14 protein-coding genes and 1 pseudogene are annotated in these 17070 nt (G+C 71.0%); 6 read left to right on the top strand and 9 right to left on the bottom strand.

Features of this window, described 5'->3' with window-relative positions; all coding sequences use genetic code 11:
- Positions 1–185 precede the first annotated feature (185 nt).
- Together AB0I83_RS08810 and AB0I83_RS08805 are read left to right on the top strand one after the other, a co-directional pair.
- Positions 186–1367 carry a histidine kinase gene (locus AB0I83_RS08810; protein ID WP_363304121.1) on the top strand — a complete coding sequence of 394 codons (1182 nt, stop codon included), beginning with the start codon at positions 186–188 and terminating at the stop codon, positions 1365–1367.
- The gene (locus tag AB0I83_RS08805) at positions 1368–2045 is read left to right on the top strand and encodes a response regulator transcription factor (RefSeq protein ID WP_356531442.1); all 678 of its coding nucleotides are present in this window, start codon (positions 1368–1370) and stop codon (positions 2043–2045) included.
- 31 nt (positions 2046–2076) lie between these two features.
- Here the strand turns inward: AB0I83_RS08805 and AB0I83_RS08800 are convergent.
- Both AB0I83_RS08800 and AB0I83_RS08795 read right to left on the bottom strand, forming a co-directional pair.
- A pseudogene (locus tag AB0I83_RS08800) lies at positions 2077–2287 on the bottom strand (DUF397 domain-containing protein).
- Positions 2265–2786, bottom strand: a complete 522-nt coding sequence (locus tag AB0I83_RS08795; protein ID WP_363304120.1) for a DUF5753 domain-containing protein — start codon at positions 2784–2786, stop codon at positions 2265–2267. Before AB0I83_RS08795 ends, AB0I83_RS08800 begins: the two are co-directional and overlap by 23 nt.
- Before the next feature lie 148 nt (positions 2787–2934).
- Between AB0I83_RS08795 and AB0I83_RS08790 the strand changes: the two genes are divergently transcribed.
- The gene (locus AB0I83_RS08790; protein ID WP_356840546.1) at positions 2935–4578 is read left to right on the top strand and encodes a DNA repair helicase XPB; all 1644 of its coding nucleotides are present in this window, start codon (positions 2935–2937) and stop codon (positions 4576–4578) included.
- A 73-nt stretch (positions 4579–4651) separates the two neighbouring features.
- On the opposite strand, the gene AB0I83_RS08785 is transcribed toward AB0I83_RS08790, so the two are convergent.
- Positions 4652–4843, bottom strand: a complete 192-nt coding sequence (locus AB0I83_RS08785) for a hypothetical protein (protein ID WP_356531434.1) — start codon at positions 4841–4843, stop codon at positions 4652–4654.
- A 451-nt stretch (positions 4844–5294) separates the two neighbouring features.
- On the opposite strand from AB0I83_RS08785, the gene AB0I83_RS08780 reads away from it, so the two are divergent.
- Positions 5295–7355 carry an AAA family ATPase gene (locus tag AB0I83_RS08780; RefSeq protein WP_363304118.1) on the top strand — a complete coding sequence of 687 codons (2061 nt, stop codon included), beginning with the start codon at positions 5295–5297 and terminating at the stop codon, positions 7353–7355.
- Positions 7356–7482: 127 nt separating this feature from the next.
- Here the strand turns inward: AB0I83_RS08780 and AB0I83_RS08775 are convergent, their stop codons facing one another.
- From AB0I83_RS08775 to AB0I83_RS08760, 4 genes are all read right to left on the bottom strand, one after another.
- Positions 7483–8925 carry an FAD-binding oxidoreductase gene (locus tag AB0I83_RS08775; RefSeq protein WP_363304116.1) on the bottom strand — a complete coding sequence of 481 codons (1443 nt, stop codon included), beginning with the start codon at positions 8923–8925 and terminating at the stop codon, positions 7483–7485.
- Positions 8926–9157: 232 nt separating this feature from the next.
- Positions 9158–10408 (bottom strand): peptide synthetase, encoded by a 1251-nt coding sequence (locus AB0I83_RS08770; protein ID WP_363304115.1) that lies wholly within the window; start codon positions 10406–10408, stop codon positions 9158–9160.
- 41 nt (positions 10409–10449) lie between these two features.
- Entirely contained in the window at positions 10450–11208 is a 759-nt protein-coding gene (locus tag AB0I83_RS08765) for a DUF3159 domain-containing protein (RefSeq protein WP_363304114.1), read from the bottom strand.
- A 73-nt stretch (positions 11209–11281) separates the two neighbouring features.
- On the bottom strand, positions 11282–11932 hold the full coding sequence (locus tag AB0I83_RS08760) for a GPP34 family phosphoprotein (protein WP_363304113.1): 651 nt from the start codon (positions 11930–11932) through the stop codon (positions 11282–11284).
- Positions 11933–12567: 635 nt separating this feature from the next.
- Between AB0I83_RS08760 and AB0I83_RS08755 the strand changes: the two genes are divergently transcribed.
- Positions 12568–13308 carry a MerR family transcriptional regulator gene (locus tag AB0I83_RS08755; RefSeq protein ID WP_363304112.1) on the top strand — a complete coding sequence of 247 codons (741 nt, stop codon included), beginning with the start codon at positions 12568–12570 and terminating at the stop codon, positions 13306–13308.
- 328 nt (positions 13309–13636) lie between these two features.
- Here AB0I83_RS08755 and AB0I83_RS08750 read toward each other — a convergent pair whose 3' ends face one another.
- Entirely contained in the window at positions 13637–15148 is a 1512-nt protein-coding gene (locus AB0I83_RS08750; protein ID WP_363304111.1) for an alpha/beta hydrolase, read from the bottom strand.
- 164 nt (positions 15149–15312) lie between these two features.
- Between AB0I83_RS08750 and AB0I83_RS08745 the strand changes: the two genes are divergently transcribed.
- Positions 15313–16065 carry a MerR family transcriptional regulator gene (locus AB0I83_RS08745; RefSeq protein ID WP_363304110.1) on the top strand — a complete coding sequence of 251 codons (753 nt, stop codon included), beginning with the start codon at positions 15313–15315 and terminating at the stop codon, positions 16063–16065.
- 315 nt (positions 16066–16380) lie between these two features.
- Here the strand turns inward: AB0I83_RS08745 and AB0I83_RS08740 are convergent, their stop codons facing one another.
- On the bottom strand, positions 16381–17046 hold the full coding sequence (locus AB0I83_RS08740) for a GPP34 family phosphoprotein (RefSeq protein WP_356531420.1): 666 nt from the start codon (positions 17044–17046) through the stop codon (positions 16381–16383).
- Positions 17047–17070 lie beyond the last annotated feature (24 nt).

Genomic DNA, 17070 nt, shown 5'->3' with positions numbered 1-17070 from the left:
GCGGTGTCCGGTGGTCAGGAACTGCCCGACATGTGGACGAGTCTGTCCGCCCGGCACGTCCGGCACATCGGCCCGGCGGCTAGACCCGTCTTCGACCACGGGCGGAGCGGTGGTTCGACTCCGGTCCAGGGCGCATCAGCCCTCGGTCCGACTCGCCGGCGGCACGGTTTCGCGATAATGGCCAGGTGAACACGGACCTCGCGCCACGGCTCGGGTGGTGGCAGCAGACCTGGCGGCTGACGGCGGCCGCGGCAGTGGGCGTACCGGTCTGGCTCTCCACCGGTGTGCTGCTGCGGAGCCAGGGCGTCGAGACGGGTTCCTGGTTCCTCGTCGGTGATCCGCTGGTGGCTCTCGGTTGCCTGACGGCGCTTCTGTGGCGGCGACGGCTCCCGCTCCTCGTCGCGGTGACGGTCGCGGTCGCCTCGACCGTGTCGGCGCTCGCCATCGGCGCCGCGCTCCTGGCACTGGGCTCGATCTCCGCCCGTCGCCGCCCCGTGGAGATCGGGGTCGTCGTGCTGGCCTACGTGACCGCTTCACAGTTCGCCGCGAGGCTCTATCCGGTCGAGAGCCCGCCCGGCTCGCTGTGGCTCCAGCTGGCCTTCCCCGCGCTGACCGCCGGCATCGCGGTGGCCGTGGGCGCGGCCGTCGGCGCACGACGTGTCGAAGTGCGGTCCCTGCGGGAGCGGGCCGAGAGCGCGGAACGGGAGCAGACCGCACGAGCCGCGCAGGCACGGGTCATGGAACGCAACCGGATCGCCCGCGAGATGCACGACGTGCTCGCGCACCGGATCTCCCTGGTCGCCATGCAGGCCGGAGTGCTGGACCACCGCGGCGACCTCAGGGCCGAGGAGAACCAGGTGCTGGTGCGGGGCATCGCCGAGGGCTCGCGCCAGGCCCTGGAAGAGCTACGGGACGTCCTCGGAGTACTCAGGGCCGACCCGGGCCACCCCGAACCACCGCAGCCCTCGCTCGACCGGATCCCCGACCTGGTGGCCGACGCCCGCGCGTCAGGACTGGACGTCACGCTCACCACCGCCGTGACGGGATCACCGTCCGACGTCGTCGGACGAACCTGCTACCGGGTCGTCCAGGAAGGCCTGACCAACGCCGCCAAACACGCCCCGGGGTCACACGTGCACATCACCCTCGAAGGGACGGCGGGCGACCGGCTCGGCGTCGGCGTCCGCAACTCCCCGGCCGCCACGAGGACCGCACGGCCCCCCGCATCCGGATTCGGCCTGCTCGGCCTCAACGAACGCGTGGGCCTCGCCGGCGGAAGTCTCAGCCATCACCCCGAACCGGACGGCGGATACGTCCTCACCGCACAACTACCCTGGCCCAACCCCGCCCACGGAAAGGGAACATGAGTGGACAGCGAGCGAGAGCCGGTGCGTGTCGTCATCGTTGACGACGACCAGTTGGTACGGATGGCACTGCGGCTCGTCATCGACGGCGAACCCGACCTGAACGTCGTCGCGGAAGCCGCCGACGGTGACGCCGCGATCACCGTGGTGGACGAGCAGCGTCCGGACGTCGTGCTCATGGACGTACGGATGCCCGGCCGTGACGGCCTCAGCACGACCCGGGAGCTCCTCACCCGTCCGGATCCGCCCGGAGTGCTCATGCTGACCACGTTCGACTCCGACGACCTGGTGCTCGGCGCCCTGCGCGCCGGAGCACTCGGGTTCGTGCTCAAGGACACCCAGCCGCGCCAGATCCTCGACGCGCTGCGGACCGTCGCGAACGGCAACCCCGTACTGTCCCCGGCGGCCACGGCACGGGTCATCGCCGCGGCCACCGGCCCGCAGTCCTCCCACGCCCGCGACTCGACCCGCGAAGCCGCGCGGAAACAGCTGTCCGGACTGACCGACCGGGAGCGGGAAACCGCCCAGGCCATCGCGGACGGACTGGGGAACCCGGAGATCGCCAGGAGGCTGCGCATCAGCGTCGCGACCGTCAAGGCGCACACAGGCAGCCTGTTCGCCAAGCTGGCGGTCGAGAACCGGGTACAGATCGCACTCCTGGTACGCGACGCGGAGATCTGACCGGTCCGGCGGCGAGCGGGCTGCCGCGAGGTCAGCGGCCCGCGACCACCCCGACGAAGACGGACCAGGCCGAGGCCGAGAACACGAGCGCCGGGCCGGACGGGGACTTGCTGTCACGCACGGGCACGATGCCGACGTGCCCCTCGGCCACCTCCAGGCAGCTGCCGTTGTCGCCGCCGCTGTGACTTCGACTTGCGCCAACTGGTCAGCGTGGAGGCGTCAGAGATCCGGTGTACACGCATGGCTGTAGTTCTCCGCCACTGATTCCAGCAGGTCCAGGGACGCGACAGGTGGCAGCGCGGCGGCCCGTGCCAGATCGCATGCGTCGCGGTATCTGCGGACAAGCGGCGGATCGTCGGTGAGCGCCCCGGTGTAAAGGCCCTCCACGTAGGCGAGATCGGGCGCGTCCGCGAAGCGCATCAGGCAGACCATGCTGTTCATGGTCGCGTGCGCACCGACGCCGTGCGGGAGCACTTGGACCAGCACCCGGCCCGAACGCCCCAGGGCGGCGAGATGCCGGAGCTGTTCAGCCATCACGTCGGGCCCTCCGACCGCACACCTCATGACGCCCTCGCTCAGGATGACCCCACGTCCGCCTGCGTCAGCCCGGCGGACTCTCTTCTGCGCCGGAGCTCCGCGCCGTAGAACTCCTCGCCGGACTGTGGATCCTGGGACACGGACCGACCGGTCATACGCGGGACACCTTCCTGGATCACCCTCGCGCCCGAAGCGCCGGGACAATCCTAACCACGGAGGGTTCCCAGTCGGTCACCAACGGCGATATCGATCAGGCGCGGGCGCTCGTACACAGACCGCCCCGCCGCCCGATGCTGCACACTGGATGTTTGGCCGCGTCCGTGGCCACACTCCGCAGAAAGGGCCGACGCGCGTGACCGGACCTCTCATCGTCCAGAGCGACAAGACGCTCCTCCTCGAAGTCGACCACGACCAGGCCGACGCCTGCCGTCGTGCCATCGCACCCTTCGCGGAGCTGGAGCGTGCGCCCGAGCACATCCACACCTACCGGCTGACCCCGCTCGGCCTGTGGAACGCCCGTGCCGCGGGGCACGACGCCGAGCAGGTCGTCGACGCCCTCGTGGAGTACTCGCGCTACCCGGTGCCGCACGCCCTGCTCGTCGACATCGCCGAGACGATGGCGCGGTACGGCCGCCTCACCCTGTCCAAACACCCGGTCCACGGGCTGGTGCTGACCTCCAACGACCGTCCCGTACTGGAGGAGATCCTCCGTTCGAAGAAGGTCCAGCCGCTGGTCGGGGCGCGTATCGACCCGGACACCGTGGCCGTGCACCCCTCCGAGCGCGGGCAGATCAAGCAGACGCTGCTGAAGCTCGGCTGGCCCGCCGAGGACCTCGCCGGTTACGTCGACGGCGAGGCGCACCCGATCGAGCTCGACCAGGACGGCTGGGCGCTGCGCCCGTACCAGAAGCAGGCCGTCGAGGGGTTCTGGCACGGTGGCTCCGGTGTCGTCGTACTGCCCTGCGGGGCGGGGAAGACCCTGGTCGGGGCGGGAGCGATGGCCGAGGCCAAGGCGACCACGCTGATCCTGGTCACCAACACCGTCTCGGCCCGGCAGTGGAAGCACGAGCTGGTGAAGCGGACCTCGCTGACCGAGGAGGAGATCGGCGAGTACAGCGGCACCCGCAAGGAGATCCGGCCGGTCACGATCGCGACGTACCAGGTGCTGACCACCCGCCGTAAGGGGATCTACCAGCACCTGGAGCTGTTCGACTCCCGCGACTGGGGGCTCGTGATCTACGACGAGGTGCACCTGCTGCCCGCGCCGGTCTTCAAGTTCACCGCCGATCTCCAGGCCCGCCGCCGCCTCGGACTCACCGCGACGCTGGTGCGCGAGGACGGGCGCGAGTCGGACGTCTTCTCGCTCATCGGGCCCAAGCGGTTCGACGCCCCGTGGAAGGAGATCGAGGCGCAGGGCTACATCGCGCCCGCCGACTGCGTCGAGGTGCGGGTGAATCTCACCGACTCCGAGCGCCTCGCGTACGCGACGGCCGAGGCCGAGGAGAAGTACCGCTTCTGCGCGACGACCGCGACGAAGCGCAAGGTCACCGAGGCGCTGGTGCGCAAGCACCGGGGCGAGCAGACGCTCGTCATCGGGCAGTACATCGACCAGCTCGACGAGCTCGGTGAGCACCTGGACGCCCCGGTGATCAAGGGCGAGACGAGCAACGCTCAGCGGGAGAAGCTCTTCGGGGCGTTCCGTGAGGGCGAGATCAGCGTGCTGGTCGTGTCGAAGGTCGCGAACTTCTCGATCGACCTCCCCGAGGCGACCGTCGCCATCCAGGTGTCCGGGACGTTCGGCTCGCGCCAGGAGGAGGCGCAGCGGCTGGGCCGGGTGCTGCGGCCGAAGGCGGACGGGCACGAGGCCCGGTTCTACTCGGTGGTGGCGCGCGACACGATCGACCAGGACTTCGCGGCGCACCGCCAGCGGTTCCTGGCCGAGCAGGGGTACTCGTACCGGATCGTCGACGCGGACGAGCTGCTGACGGAGAACTGACGGGGCGGCGGGGCCTCGGCCGCGTCGGCTCGGTGGCGGGGCCCCAGTGGGGCGAGGTCTCGGCCGCGGGGCCTCAGTGGTGGCGGCGGACGACTCCCGCCTCCTCCGCGTACTCGCCGAGGACGGCCACACCGAACGCGGCGCGCACGAAGACCGAGACGGCCCGCGCCGCGTCCCCGACGCGGTGGCTGCGGGGGTGGCCGGTCGCCGCGGTGGCGCCGTGCGCGGGGCCGGTCCTGCGTGGGTTCAGATAAACGGTGCTCATGTATTCCATGGTGCTCCGTCCGCCCCCGCCCCTGCATCGGCCTCCGGGCGGAAGCCCCGGCGGCCGGGGGTCGGCCGCAGGTCGCATGCCGTCCCCTACGGGACGGACGCGTGTCCCGGGCGGGCGGGCGACGCGCTTCCTGCCCGTTCGCCGCCGGGGCTTCCTGCCCGTTCGCGCCGGGGCTTCCTGTCCGTTCGCGGCGGGGCTTCTTATTCGTTCGCCACCGGAGAGCCCGGTCGATACAATCGCCGGTCTGCCCGCCTCCCGCACCGTGTACCGGCCCGCCTCTCCGAGCGGCCGGCAGCCGGGGGAGCGCCGCCGACCGGACGGAAACCGGCCGACAACAGCCGCACGCGCCGGCCGCGTGCGCGCTCTCTGCGTGAACGTCCCCGAGCGGACCGGGCGGTGAGCCCTGTCCGCCGTCCTGCGTCGAAAAGCCGGAGGCAACACCGTGCCCGCGCACGAAGAGTCAAGCAATCCACTGGTCAGGGAGCGTGCGCATCTGGCCGCGTCCCGTGCCGCGCTGCGCGCCATGCGCGAGGACGTACAAGCGCTGGACATCCGCGACGTCACGGCGAACTGGGTCAACGCCGCGGTCCTACAGGCCCAGATCGACGACCGCATCAAGGCGCTCGCCGATCTCACCCACACCCCGCTGTTCTTCGGCCGCCTCGACTACCTCCACGAAGTGGGGGCCGAGAAGGCGGAGGGCGCGGGGGGAGAGCAGTTCTACATCGGGCGTCGCCATGTGCACGACGCCCAGGGCGATCCGATGGTCATCGACTGGCGGGCACCGGTCTCCCAGCCCTTCTACCAGGCCTCCAGGAACAACCCCCTGGACGTCGACCGCCGCCGCCGCTTCGGCTACACCGGCGGCGAGCTGACCGCGTACGAGGACGAGCGGCTCACCGACCCGGCGGAGGAGGAGCGGACGAGCAAGCTCCTCCAGGCCGAGATCGAGCGGCCGCGTGTCGGGCCGATGCGCGACATCGTGGCGACGATCCAGCCCGAACAGGACGAGATCGTCCGCAGCGGGATCGGCGGGACGGTCTGCGTCCAGGGCGGTCCCGGCACCGGCAAGACGGCCGTCGGCCTGCACCGGGTCGCCTTCCTGCTGTACGCGCACCGCGAGCGGCTGGCCCGTACCGGCACCCTCGTCGTCGGCCCGAACAGGTCGTTCCTCCACTACATCGAGCAGGTCCTGCCCGCGCTCGGCGAGCTGGAGGTGAAGCAGGCAACCGTCGAGGATCTGGTGACGGCCCGTGTCGAGGTGCGCGGCACGGACGAGGCCCCCGCCGCGGTGATCAAGGGCGGCGCGGGCATGGCGGAGGTCCTGCGGCGGGCGATCCGCTCGCACGTCACGCCTCCGACCGAGCCGGTCGTGGTGGTGCGCGGCTCCCGCCGCTGGCGGATCCCGCCGTACGAGGTCGAGCAGATGGTGGGTGAGTTGCTGGCCCGGGACATGCGGTACGGCGCCGCCCACGAGGCGCTCCCCCAGCGCATCGCACACGCCGTACTCGTGCGGATGGAGGAGGCGGGCGAGGCGCCCGACGACCGGGTGCAGAACGCGGTGGCGCGCGACCCCGCGGTGAAGGCCGCGGTGAAGGCGATCTGGCCGGCGGTGGACCCGGCGAAGCTGGTGCTGCGGCTCCTGACCGACGCCGACTTCCTGGCCGCGCACGCGGCGGGGACGCTCACCGACGACGAGCAGAAGCAGATCCTGATGGCCAGGCCCGCGCGCAGCGTGAAGTCGGCGAAGTGGACGGCTGCGGACGCGGTGCTGATCGACGAGGCGGCAGACCTGGTGGCCCGGACGCACTCGCTGGGCCACGTCGTCATCGACGAGGCGCAGGACCTGTCCCCGATGCAGTACCGCGCGGTGGGACGCCGCTGTTCCACCGGCTCGGCGACGGTGCTCGGCGACCTGGCGCAGGGTACGACGCCGTGGTCGACGCAGAGCTGGGAGCAGGCTCTCTTCCATCTGGGCAAGGCGGACGCGGTGGTGGAGGAGCTGACGGCCGGCTTCCGCGTGCCCCGCGAGGTGATCGCCTACGCCTCCCGGCTGCTCCCCGCGATCTCGCCGGGCCTCGCCCCGGTGGAGTCGGTACGTGAGGCTCCGGGCTCGCTGGACGTACGCGAGGTGCCCGGCGCGGGGGAGCTGGACGCGGCGGTGGTCACTGCGTGCGAGGAGTCCCTGCGCCACGAGGGCTCCGTCGGGCTGATCGCCGCGGACGCCCGCGTCCCCGCCCTCGCGGCGGCCCTCGCCGGGGCCGGCCACAGCTGTCTCTCCCCCGGCGAGGAGACGACGGCGGACTCCCGGCTGACCCTGGTCCCCGCCTCGCTGGCCAAGGGCCTGGAGTACGACTACGTCGTACTGGACGAACCGGCGGCCGTGGTCGACGGCGAACCAGACGAACGCACGGGCCTGCGGCGCCTGTACGTCACCCTTACCCGTGCTGTCTCGGGCCTCGTCGTGCTGCACGCGGCACCGCTGCCGGAACAGCTCGGCTGAGGACTGCCGGCATGGCCGGGGAGCCGTTGACCACCCCTGGGAATCGGGGCGACGGCCGCCTCCTCGCCTTGCGCGGAGGACTGCCCGCCGCCCCGATGCCGTTCGCCGGCGCCGCTGGTTCCACGCCTCACACGGCCGTGGAACCGGCGTCGGCAGTCCCTCCGGGGAGCGGCGTGGCGGCGAAGACGGAGTCCGGGTCGACCGCCGACTTCACGGCCAGCAGACGTTCGGTGTTCGGCCCGTAGGAGCGCGCGACCTGGTCGGGAGTCTCCGGCCCCAGGAAGTTCACGTAACCGCCCGGCAACGAGAACGGTTCGAGCGCCGCGTGAAGCTCTTCCAGCCAGCGCAGGTGCGTGGACCCACCGTTCCCACCCCGTGCGTCGTCCTTCCGTTCGCCGCCCTCCCACATGGAGATCAGCTCGACCATCAGGTGCGGTTCGCGTCGGCCGAAAGCGGTCGAGCCGAGAGGTGGACGGGTGGCCGCACCGTGGAACTGATGCCACACGATCGCGGAGAACGGTGAGGTGAACTCCTGGGCAGCCCGGTCCAGGACGGTCGCGACGGGGCCCGAGATGCTCTGGACGGTCCGCGTACGGATGGCGCCCATGCGCCCGAAGGGGAACATGGCGTCCGTCGCGGCCAGCGTCGCGGAACGGGCGACCGGCCCGACCTCGGCCATCACGGGTGTGCCGAGTCCGGCCAGGGCACGCACCGGCCCGTTCTCGGCGTTCCCCACCTGGAGGTCCCCCGACCAGGTCGGCGCGACGTAGACCGTCGGCTTCCCGTCCGGGCCGGGAAGGAACCCCACGTCCACCGTCAGCTCGTCCGGACCGTCCTGGAGGATCCCACCGAGGTCGGCAAGGATCTCGGCGCTCCTGCCGATCGGGTACAGGATGGTTCCCGAGACCACGTTCGGCACGGGGTGCAGACGGATCCGCGCCGAGGTCACGACACCGAAGTTGCCGCCGCCTCCGCGCAACGCCCAGAAGAGGTCCGGATGGTGTTCGGCGTCGGTGTCCACGCGTGAACCGTCGGCCAGGACGACTTCGGCGCCGAGCAGGTTGTCGGCCGCGAGCCCGAACTGCCCGAGCAGGGGGCCGTACCCGCCGCCGAGCGTGAGGCCGACCATTCCGACGGAGCCCGCCGTTCCGGTGACGGCGGTCAGGCCCACCCGCTCGGCGGCGGATACGACGTCGGACGAGAGTGCTCCGCCGCCCACCGTGGCGAGACGCCGGGTGGTGTCGACCTGGACTTCCCGCATACCGGTCAGATCGAGAACCAGGCCACCGGGACGGAACGCCCGGCCCCAGAAGTCGTGGCCCCCGCCACGCACCGAGAGCGGCACCCCGTGGTCGCGAGACGCGCGTACTGCGGCCTGCACGTCAGCGGTGGTCTCGCACCGCACGACGACAGAAGGCCGGACGTCGACCGCCGCGTTGAACAACGCCACCGCTCCCGCGTACTCCGGTCCGTCGGTGAGCACGCGGCCCGCGGGGATTCTGGACCGCAGCTCGGCCGAGAGGGCGGTGCTGACCGAGTCGCGGGCATCGGTATCGGTGTGGGACTGCATGGTCACTCCTGTGTGTCGCTCGTGGGCTGCGGCCGTCGAGGGCCGCAGCCCGGATCCGGAGGGTGGCCGACGACGTTCGGTAGCGTTCCCGCCCCGGTCGGCGAGGGCGTTCCGAACCGCCGGACGCCCGGTGGTAGGTCGGAGATTGATCTTCCGAAGCCCGGAGAGCCGTTCTGGTGCCGTCGCTCGGACCAGCGGCCCGCCGTCATCAAGGCGCGGTGTCCTGAACGGATCAGGAGGACGGGGAGTCCGGCTCGACGCACCGCCGGGCGAGGACGGTGGCCATGTCGGGCAGGAGCACGGCCACGGGGTCGTGGGTCAGCTCCGTCATGCGCAGGCGTCCCCCGACGGTGGCGACCCCGAGGACGTGCTCACCGCGCAGTTGGGTGGTCTGCGCCGGTCCCCACAGAGCGGTGAGACGGGTACGGCCGTCCGCCGCCGCCTCCACCACCCCGAGATTGGTGATCTGGATGTCGGCGGCGGTGACAGCGGTCATCATCGCCTCGGCCTCTTCGGGGGTGGTCGGCGGTTGCTGGGCCAGCGCCTCCGAACCGGCCTGGAGCACCCGCGGTGCCCGCTGCCGTTCCAGAGCCTGATGGTGTCGACGGGCCAGTTCCCAGAAATCCCCGGCCTGGGACGCCTCGCTCGCCGTCCGGGCACCCGCGAACCGGTTCGCGACGGCGTCGGGCAGACCGGCGGCGCGGCGCAGGTCGACCGGGCTCAGCACCCTCACCCGGGTGCGGCCGGCGCGGTGGAGGACCGTGCAGGCGGCAGCGCACAGCGCGGCGTGCACGGATACACCCTCGGCGCGGCAACGGTCCACGAGCCGTGCGGTCAGACCGCGCTGCAGGGCCAAGGCGGAAACGTGCGGTGCCCGTCCCGAGAACGGCGTCAGCTCGCCGGGCGCGTCCATCGGCTCCGCTCGGGGTGGGCCTGCGGTGGGCGCCTCGGTGTCGAGAGCTCGCAGGAGAGCTTCCTGGGAGGGCGGCACATCCCGCCCCGGGATCGGTTCGCCGCCCTCTCCGCCACCGTCGAGAGCGGCGACCAGGTCCGCCACCACCCGCACGCCGCCGGTGCCGTCGGTGATCTGGTGGGCGAAGGTCAGCACGATGACGCTGCCGGTCTCCGCGGGAACGAGCACGGTCCGCATCAGCGGGCCGGGCTCCGGCGCGACGGGACGGGTCTGCTCACCAGCGACGACCGCCTGCCAGGGCGTGCCCTCGGCGGCCGTCTCGACTCCGACCGGACCCTCTGCCCAGCGGTATCGGGCCCGGGGAGCTCCTCGGTCGACCGAGACGCGGAGCAACGCGTGCCGCGCCTGCACATCCCGCAGTGCCCGCGCCAGGGTCTGCGCGGAGACCTTCCGGTCGATCTCGGCGACCAGGGAGAACTGGACGGGGTTCCGGTGCATGTAGAGGTCGATGGTCCGCTCGAAGGCCCCGAGCTCTCTCGTCGTGCCCGCGTGCGTGTGGCTGATCGACATTCAGTGGTCCCTTCTCCGCTGACGTGATGCGGCGGGCGGGGCTACCTGGACGCAGCCTGACGGGACGGCAGCTCGGCTTCCCGCTGAGCGTTCGCCTCGGCCGGTGGACTGTCCACCAGGCGCTTCGACGTACTGCGGAAGGCCCAGGCGACGACCAGCGCGGCGACCACGGTCAGGGGGGTGCCCATGGCGATCTTCGCGAAGGCGAGCCAGCCGGTGGCATCGTGGACGTAGAGCCACTGCTTCACCGCGAACCGGGCACCGAGGACGAGTGCCACCGCGAGGGTGGCGATGTCGTGTGCCCGCAGAACCTGACGGTCCTCGCGCCAGGCGTACCCGCGGCCGTGCAGGAGGTTCCATGCCACGCCGGTCAGGGGGCGGCGGAAGAGGACCGAACCGAATGTGGCGAGGAAACCGGCGAAGGCCACCCAGATGCCGAGTAGGAAGAAGTCCTTGGCGGAACCGGTGAGCGCGACGATGCCCGCCGCGACCAGGACGCCGGACAGGCTGCCGGAGGCGGCGAGGAGACGCTCACCGCGCACCATCCGGACCACGGTGAACACCACACCGGTGGCGACGGCCGCGATCACGGCCGTCCTGGTGGACTGCAGGGCGAGAGCGATCACGAACACCACGACCGGCACGGTCGAGTAGACGAATCCCGCCGGACCGCCCATGGACTCGAGCATGGGCGGTCGCGGAGTGGGGGACGGCGTGGTGCCGGGGCTCCCGCCGCTGGTGGTGCTGGGGCTCCCGCCGCTGGTCGGGGAGGAGCCGGGCTTGGCTTCGGGGTGGGACATCGGTCGATCACTCCAGGTCACGTGCTGCGGTTCGGCGCTTTCAGGGTTCTGCTCGTCGCGGTGGCACCGCGCTTCAGGCGCTCCAGCCGCCTCCCACGGCCCGGCTCGCCAGGTAGGAGTCGCGCAGCGCCTTGCGCAGTCCGGGAACAAGGGCGTCGAACCGCGCCGCCAGCTCCTTGAGTTCGGACTTGTGGGTGCGGCGGTCCTCCTTGCTCCACACCGAGGTCAGCTCCATCTCCACAGCCAGGACGGCCATGGCCAGCTCGTCCGTCAGGTGCTCGGCGGGAGCGCCGTCGAGGACGGTCGCGCGCACCCGGTCCTGGAGGGCGTGCACCAGGTCCGGGTGCACCACGGTGACCCGCTCGGTGGGTACGACCCCCAGCTTCTTCTCCCGCGTGAGGGCGACATCCCCGGAGGCGAGCAACTGGTCGCGAACCGGGGTTTCGGCGGTGTGGGCCTTGTTGTGCAGGAACTTGAGCCAGCCCTTGGACTTGTCCTCAGGCAGGTCGTACCAGACCGCGGTGGTGAACGGGTCCTCGGGCGGGTTGCCGGGGAGTCGCCGGACCTTCCCCCCGGTGGCGTCCAGCAGACCGGCGCGGGCCAGCTCGGTCATCGCTCCGGCCCGTAGCAGTTGGCCGCGCCCCTGAATGTTGTCGAGCTGGAACTTCTCCTTCTTGACCGTGTAGCAGAGCAGGTACAGATTCTGAGCGAGAGTCGTGGGCACGGTAGCTCCCTTGTGTGTCAGCCGTTACAGGTCGGGGGATTTCCTGTCGCGTGGAGCAAAGAGCGAAATGCGCACAGCAGAACACTTCTCCCGTCACGCTCTTCCGCGCACTTCTCCCCGACTCGCCTTTACGAAAACAGAAGGCACCGCGGGGTAGGCATTCACCACTGCCACATCTTCCAGTGAAGCGAATTCCATGCCGCCGCACCGCCTTCCTTCGGGACTACTACCTCCGGTTCGGGCGGTGAAACTGGTGACGTTGCGGCACACTTCGGCGCATCAGGAGAAGGGGGCATTCCGTCATATTGCGACAGCTCTTGCTCTACTTCAGGTCGACCTGGGAGCTGTGGCGCTATCGCGCTGGAGGTATCGCAGCCAGGCCGAACGGATCGGACCCACCGCAGGACGGAATCAGTCAAAAGCTCTCCGCCTGTAAGGTTCCGGTCGCTCATGTGAATACCGCGGGGCAGTGCCCGACTTCGAGTACCTCCGCATGCCACCGAACGCGTGCGGACCGCTCCCTCGTGCGCTCTCCCCTGCGCCACCCTGCCACTGCGTCATGGTTTTCAATGGGCCCACGGCGCGACCGCGCCGACGGCACCGGACTGCACCGGACGGCGAGGGAGACATCGATCATGGCGTGGAGTACCCGGGAGATGGCGGAGCTGGCGGGCACCAGCCTCAGGGCGGTACGGCACTACCACGACATCGGGCTGCTCGATCAGCCGGAGCGCCGCTCCAACGGATACAAGCAGTACGGCGTCAGCCACCTCGTCCGGCTCCTTCGGATAAAGCGCCTCACCGTTCTGGGTTTCTCCCTCTCCCAGATCGCGGACATGAACGACGGTCCGGATTCCGACCCGGACCTGCGTGATCTGCAGGCTCTCGACGATGAACTGGCAGCCACCATCGAACGGCTGCAACACGCCCGCGCCGAGGTCGGCGCCCTCCGGCGCAGAACGGCCGCGAGCGATCTTCCCCTCCGCTTCGCCTCCGTGGACGAGACGGCCGAGCTCCCCGAACCGGACCGCTCCTTCGTCACCGTCCTCGCTACGGTCCTCGGCCCCAGCGGGATGGACGCCTACGCGGACTTGCTCCATCAGAAGCCGCAGCCGGTGGCACGCGAACTCGACGAGCTTCCCGCCGATGCGGACGAGCCGACGCGCCAGAGTCTCGCTGAGCGTCTCGTGCCCCACGTCCGAGGTCTCCGGGTCAGGCATCCCGGGCTGAGCGACCTCGCCTCGGACGCCCCGCGTGGCCGACAGCACACCGCTCGCACCATCGGCAAAGCCATCAGCGATCTCTACAATCCGGCCCAGGTGGACGTGATGCGGCGTCTCAGCGAGCTCCTGTCCGATACGGGCGACCCACGGTGACCGTCCCTACAGCCAGACGCGCCGGTCCGGACAGTGGGCATCCCACCGGACAGGACAGCACGGCAGCCACCCGGGGCGCCGGAAGTGCCGACTCCCCCTCGGAGTAACGGCACTTCCACCCCCTCTCCGCGACAGGACCGAGGGCCACCTGCCAGCCCGCCACCGCGCCTCGGCCAGGGCTCCCTGCGCCGCCCCTGGCCGACGGGCCCCTCGCTGCCCGGGTCGGCTGCCTGTGTCGACGTCGTACGTCACGATCGAGGTGTACGCCCGGCTGACGCCGCCGGCGGATGGGCTGCGGGCGGTGTCAGCGCCGCTGGGGATCCGGTGGTCAGTCCGCGCGGCAGAACACGTCCTTCGTGGGCATCTCGCCCTCGACGAGGTAGCGCGTGGTGGTGTTCAACGCACAGGAGTTCCGGCCCAGTACGTAGACTCCGTGCCCGCTGTCGTCGACGCTGACCAGGCGGGCTCGGTCGCCGAACTTCTCACGCAACATCTTCCCGCCCAGGTGCGGGGTCGACGCGTCTCGCTGGTTCTGCAGGAGCAACACGTTGCGCGGGCCCTCGGTGTCGACCTTCACCGGCGCTTCGGCGGGGGCGTGCGGCCAGAAGGCGCACGGAGTGATGTTGGCGGTGGCGGCGCCGTACAGCGGGTAGCGCTCGCGGTCCTCGGCGACGCCCTGCCGGTAGGTGTCGACGCCCTCGGGCCATTCGACGTCGTTGCAGGTGACCGCGAGGAACACGGTCAGGGCGTTGTCGGCCGGCGACAGCGCCCCGTCCGCCGGTTCCTCCTGGGCGGCCCGCAGGCTGCGGGCCGCCGCCTCGTCGCCTTCGAGCATCGCCTGCCAGGTCTGTGCAAGCTGGGGGTACTGCGTCTGCTTGAACAGGTGACCGAACGTCAGGAGTCGGAAGAGGCTGCCGTCGATCCCCGCGACCGGAGCCTTGTCGAGCCTGCCGGCGATGGTGAGGTAGGACGCCCTGACCTCCTGGGGTGTGCGGCCCAGGCCGTAGCTGTCGTGCCGGCGGGCGGCCCACTTCTCGAAGTCCGGCAGGGTCTGTTCCATGCCGAGCGCGTAGCGGCGCATGCCGTCGCGGTTCAGGTGGGTGTCTCCGATGTTGCTGTCGAGCACGATCCGGTCGGAGCGCTCGGGGAACATCGACGCGTAGGCGGCGCCGAGGGCCGTGCCGTACGAGTAGCCGAGGTAGTTGGTCTTCTCCTCGCCGAGCGCGGCCCGGATCCGGTCCAGGTCGCGGGCGGTGTTCGCGGTGGTGAGGTGGCGCAGCCGGCCGTCGCGGTCGTTGTCCGCGCACTGCTCGGCGGCCTGCTCGGCGACCTTCGCCTGCGCCGTGACCGCGGCGTCGTCGACCGCGTAGGGCGGGATGTTGGAGTAGTAGGGGCTGGCTGGGGTGAAGCCGCAGCTGACCGGTGTGGAATGACCGATGCCGCGGGTGTCCATGCCGATCAGGTCGTAGCGGTCGGTGACGCTGCTGGGCAGGCCTTGGGCCACGAGCAGCGCGGACAGCGCAAGCCCGGATCCGCCGGGACCCCCCGGGTTGAGCATGAGGACGCCGCGCCGCTTGTCCGGGTCGGCGGCGGCCAGCCGGGAGACGGTGAGGTCCATCTGCTCGCCCTTCGGGGCGGCGTAGTCCAGCGGCACGGACACGGTGGCGCACTGCAGCTCGGTCGGAGCGGCTTCGGCCACGACGTCGTCGGGGCACTTGTCCCACTTCACCTGCGGCGTCTTCGGCTCCTCGGCGGCGGCGGGCACGGTGGCGAACGAGCTGCCGAAGCCGAGGACCGCCAAGAGGGCCAGGCTCTGGCCGACACTGATCTGTCGTTTCATGTCCATTCTCCGAAACCGATTCGTGGTCGTGGTCGCCACCATCCCAGTCCCTGCCCTTGGGGCAGGGTCAACAACGGGCGGGCCGGACCCGGGCCGAGTTGACCGTGCCCCTGGGGCAGGGTTTTGAATAGCCGCCGGGCACGATCCTCGAGAAGGGGCTCCTGGTGGCTTGGAGTACGCGTCAGTTGGCGGAACTCGCGGGCACGACGACCAAGACCGTCCGCCACTACCACGAGGTCGGACTGCTGGAGGAACCGGAACGGGCGTCCAACGGCTACAAGCGGTACGGCGTCAACCATCTGGTCCGCCTCCTGCGCATCCGCAGACTGACCGACCTCGGTGTGTCCCTCGCGGACGTCCCCTCGGTCGAGAGCGGCGACCGGAGAGCACGGCAGATCCTCCGGGACCTGGACGCCGAACTCGCGGCGGACATCGAACGCCGGCAGCGGATGCGGCTGGAACTGGCGGCGGTCATGGACAACCGGGCCGCGATCGACATGCCCCCGGACTTCAGGACGCTCGCCGACGACCTGCCCGAGACCCAGCGGTCCCTGCTGCTGGCCTACTCCAGCATCCTCACACCCGTGGCGATGGCAGCCCTTCAGGAGCAGCTCGCGGGACCTCGCGGGGACCTCGACGCGGAATTCGCGGCGCTCGACGAGAACGCTCCCGACGAAGTGCGGCAGCGGATGGCGGAGCGGATGGCGCCCACTGTCCGCCAGCAGCAAAGGGACCACCCCGGCCTGGGCGACCTCGGGTTCTCCTCCCGCCGGGGAACGGCGGTCGCGGAGTCCGTCGTCGTGCACGCGCTGGTCGAGTTCTACAACCGTGCCCACCTCGACGTGCTGCAACGCGTCCACGCGATCCTCTTCGAGGACGACACCACGGGGAGCGAAAGCCACCACGACCGGGGGTGAGGCCGGCGCCGGGACCGGCCTCACCGCACCTCTGCCGTGCGCGCGGCGCCGTACCGGCGGACAGCGACGGGAGCGCGTACGGCACTCGCCGGTCAGGGCCCTGACTGACCTTCACCGGCACGACGCGCCGTGGCGGACCGCCGGGCAGGTCCCCCGCTCGCCGGACATGCCCCTGCTCTCGGTGACCGAGCCGGCCGAAGGCCTCGGCGTGGAAGGCCCCGCCTGCTCCCACCGGTGGCGGCTCCGGCGCAACCCCTCGGCCTCGCAGACGCGAGCGCCAAGGGCGCACGATCGTCTACTCGCCCTCAGATCAGGTCAGTTGACCACGGTCGCCGTCGTCGCCACGGTGACCGCGATCATCGCCGCCTGCATGGCGCGGATCGCCGTCCGCACCTCCTTGCCCGCCCAGTGGCCGTCCGCGATCTTCTCCATGCGTGGCGTCACCTCGCGGGCGGGCAGATCGGGGAAGGCCAGGCGGTGCAGCTTCGCCGCATGTATCAGGGCGACCAGGCCGGCCGAGCGGTCGTCCGGATCGGCGCCGCGCAGCACCACCGCGTCGAGCCGTTCGCGCAGCTCGCGCTCGGCCGTGCCGTCGGCCTCCGGGAAGCGGCGTACCGGGAAGAGGCCCAGCACCTTGTGCTGTTCCTCGGCCACCAGGCCTCGTGCGCGCAGGCTCTCCGTCGTCGCTCCGACCGACTTGCTGTGGTCCTTCGTCAGCCAGTCCTGCACCTTCGGCGGGCGGCGCTTCTTCGCGGCCCAGGCGTCGATCAGCCCGAGCCGCTCGTCGAGGAGACCGACCCCCGTGGGCGCACGGTCGGTCACCGTCAGCCGCCCGTCGTCCACCGAGAGCCGTCCCGCCAGGACGAGTTCGAGCACGATCCCGCCCGCGACCGCCCATCCGGCGGCCTCGCGCCCCTTCGCCGCCCCGGACTCGTCGTCCAGAGAAAGCAGCATGACTTCTTCGCCCAGCGTGACCGACATGAATCCGCCCCCTCGTTCGTTCGC

It is taken from the genome of Streptomyces sp. NPDC049970, assembly GCF_040660235.1.
In the GTDB taxonomy this organism is placed as follows: domain Bacteria; phylum Actinomycetota; class Actinomycetes; order Streptomycetales; family Streptomycetaceae; genus Streptomyces.
This window is presented reverse-complemented; position numbering and strand designations above follow the sequence as displayed.

Bases quoted from the DNA above. Each gene is read 5' to 3' on its own strand.
- AB0I83_RS08765 (WP_363304114.1), bottom strand. From the start codon at position 11,208: ATGTCCCACCCCGAAGCCAAGCCCGGCTCCTCCCCGACCAGCGGCGGG.
- AB0I83_RS08785 (WP_356531434.1), bottom strand. From the start codon at position 4,843: ATGAGCACCGTTTATCTGAACCCACGCAGGACCGGCCCCGCGCACGGC.
- AB0I83_RS08755 (WP_363304112.1), top strand. From the start codon at position 12,568: ATGGCGTGGAGTACCCGGGAGATGGCGGAGCTGGCGGGCACCAGCCTC.
- AB0I83_RS08750 (WP_363304111.1), bottom strand. From the start codon at position 15,148: ATGAAACGACAGATCAGTGTCGGCCAGAGCCTGGCCCTCTTGGCGGTC.
- AB0I83_RS08770 (WP_363304115.1), bottom strand. From the start codon at position 10,408: ATGTCGATCAGCCACACGCACGCGGGCACGACGAGAGAGCTCGGGGCC.
- AB0I83_RS08775 (WP_363304116.1), bottom strand. From the start codon at position 8,925: ATGCAGTCCCACACCGATACCGATGCCCGCGACTCGGTCAGCACCGCC.
- AB0I83_RS08740 (WP_356531420.1), bottom strand. From the start codon at position 17,046: ATGTCGGTCACGCTGGGCGAAGAAGTCATGCTGCTTTCTCTGGACGAC.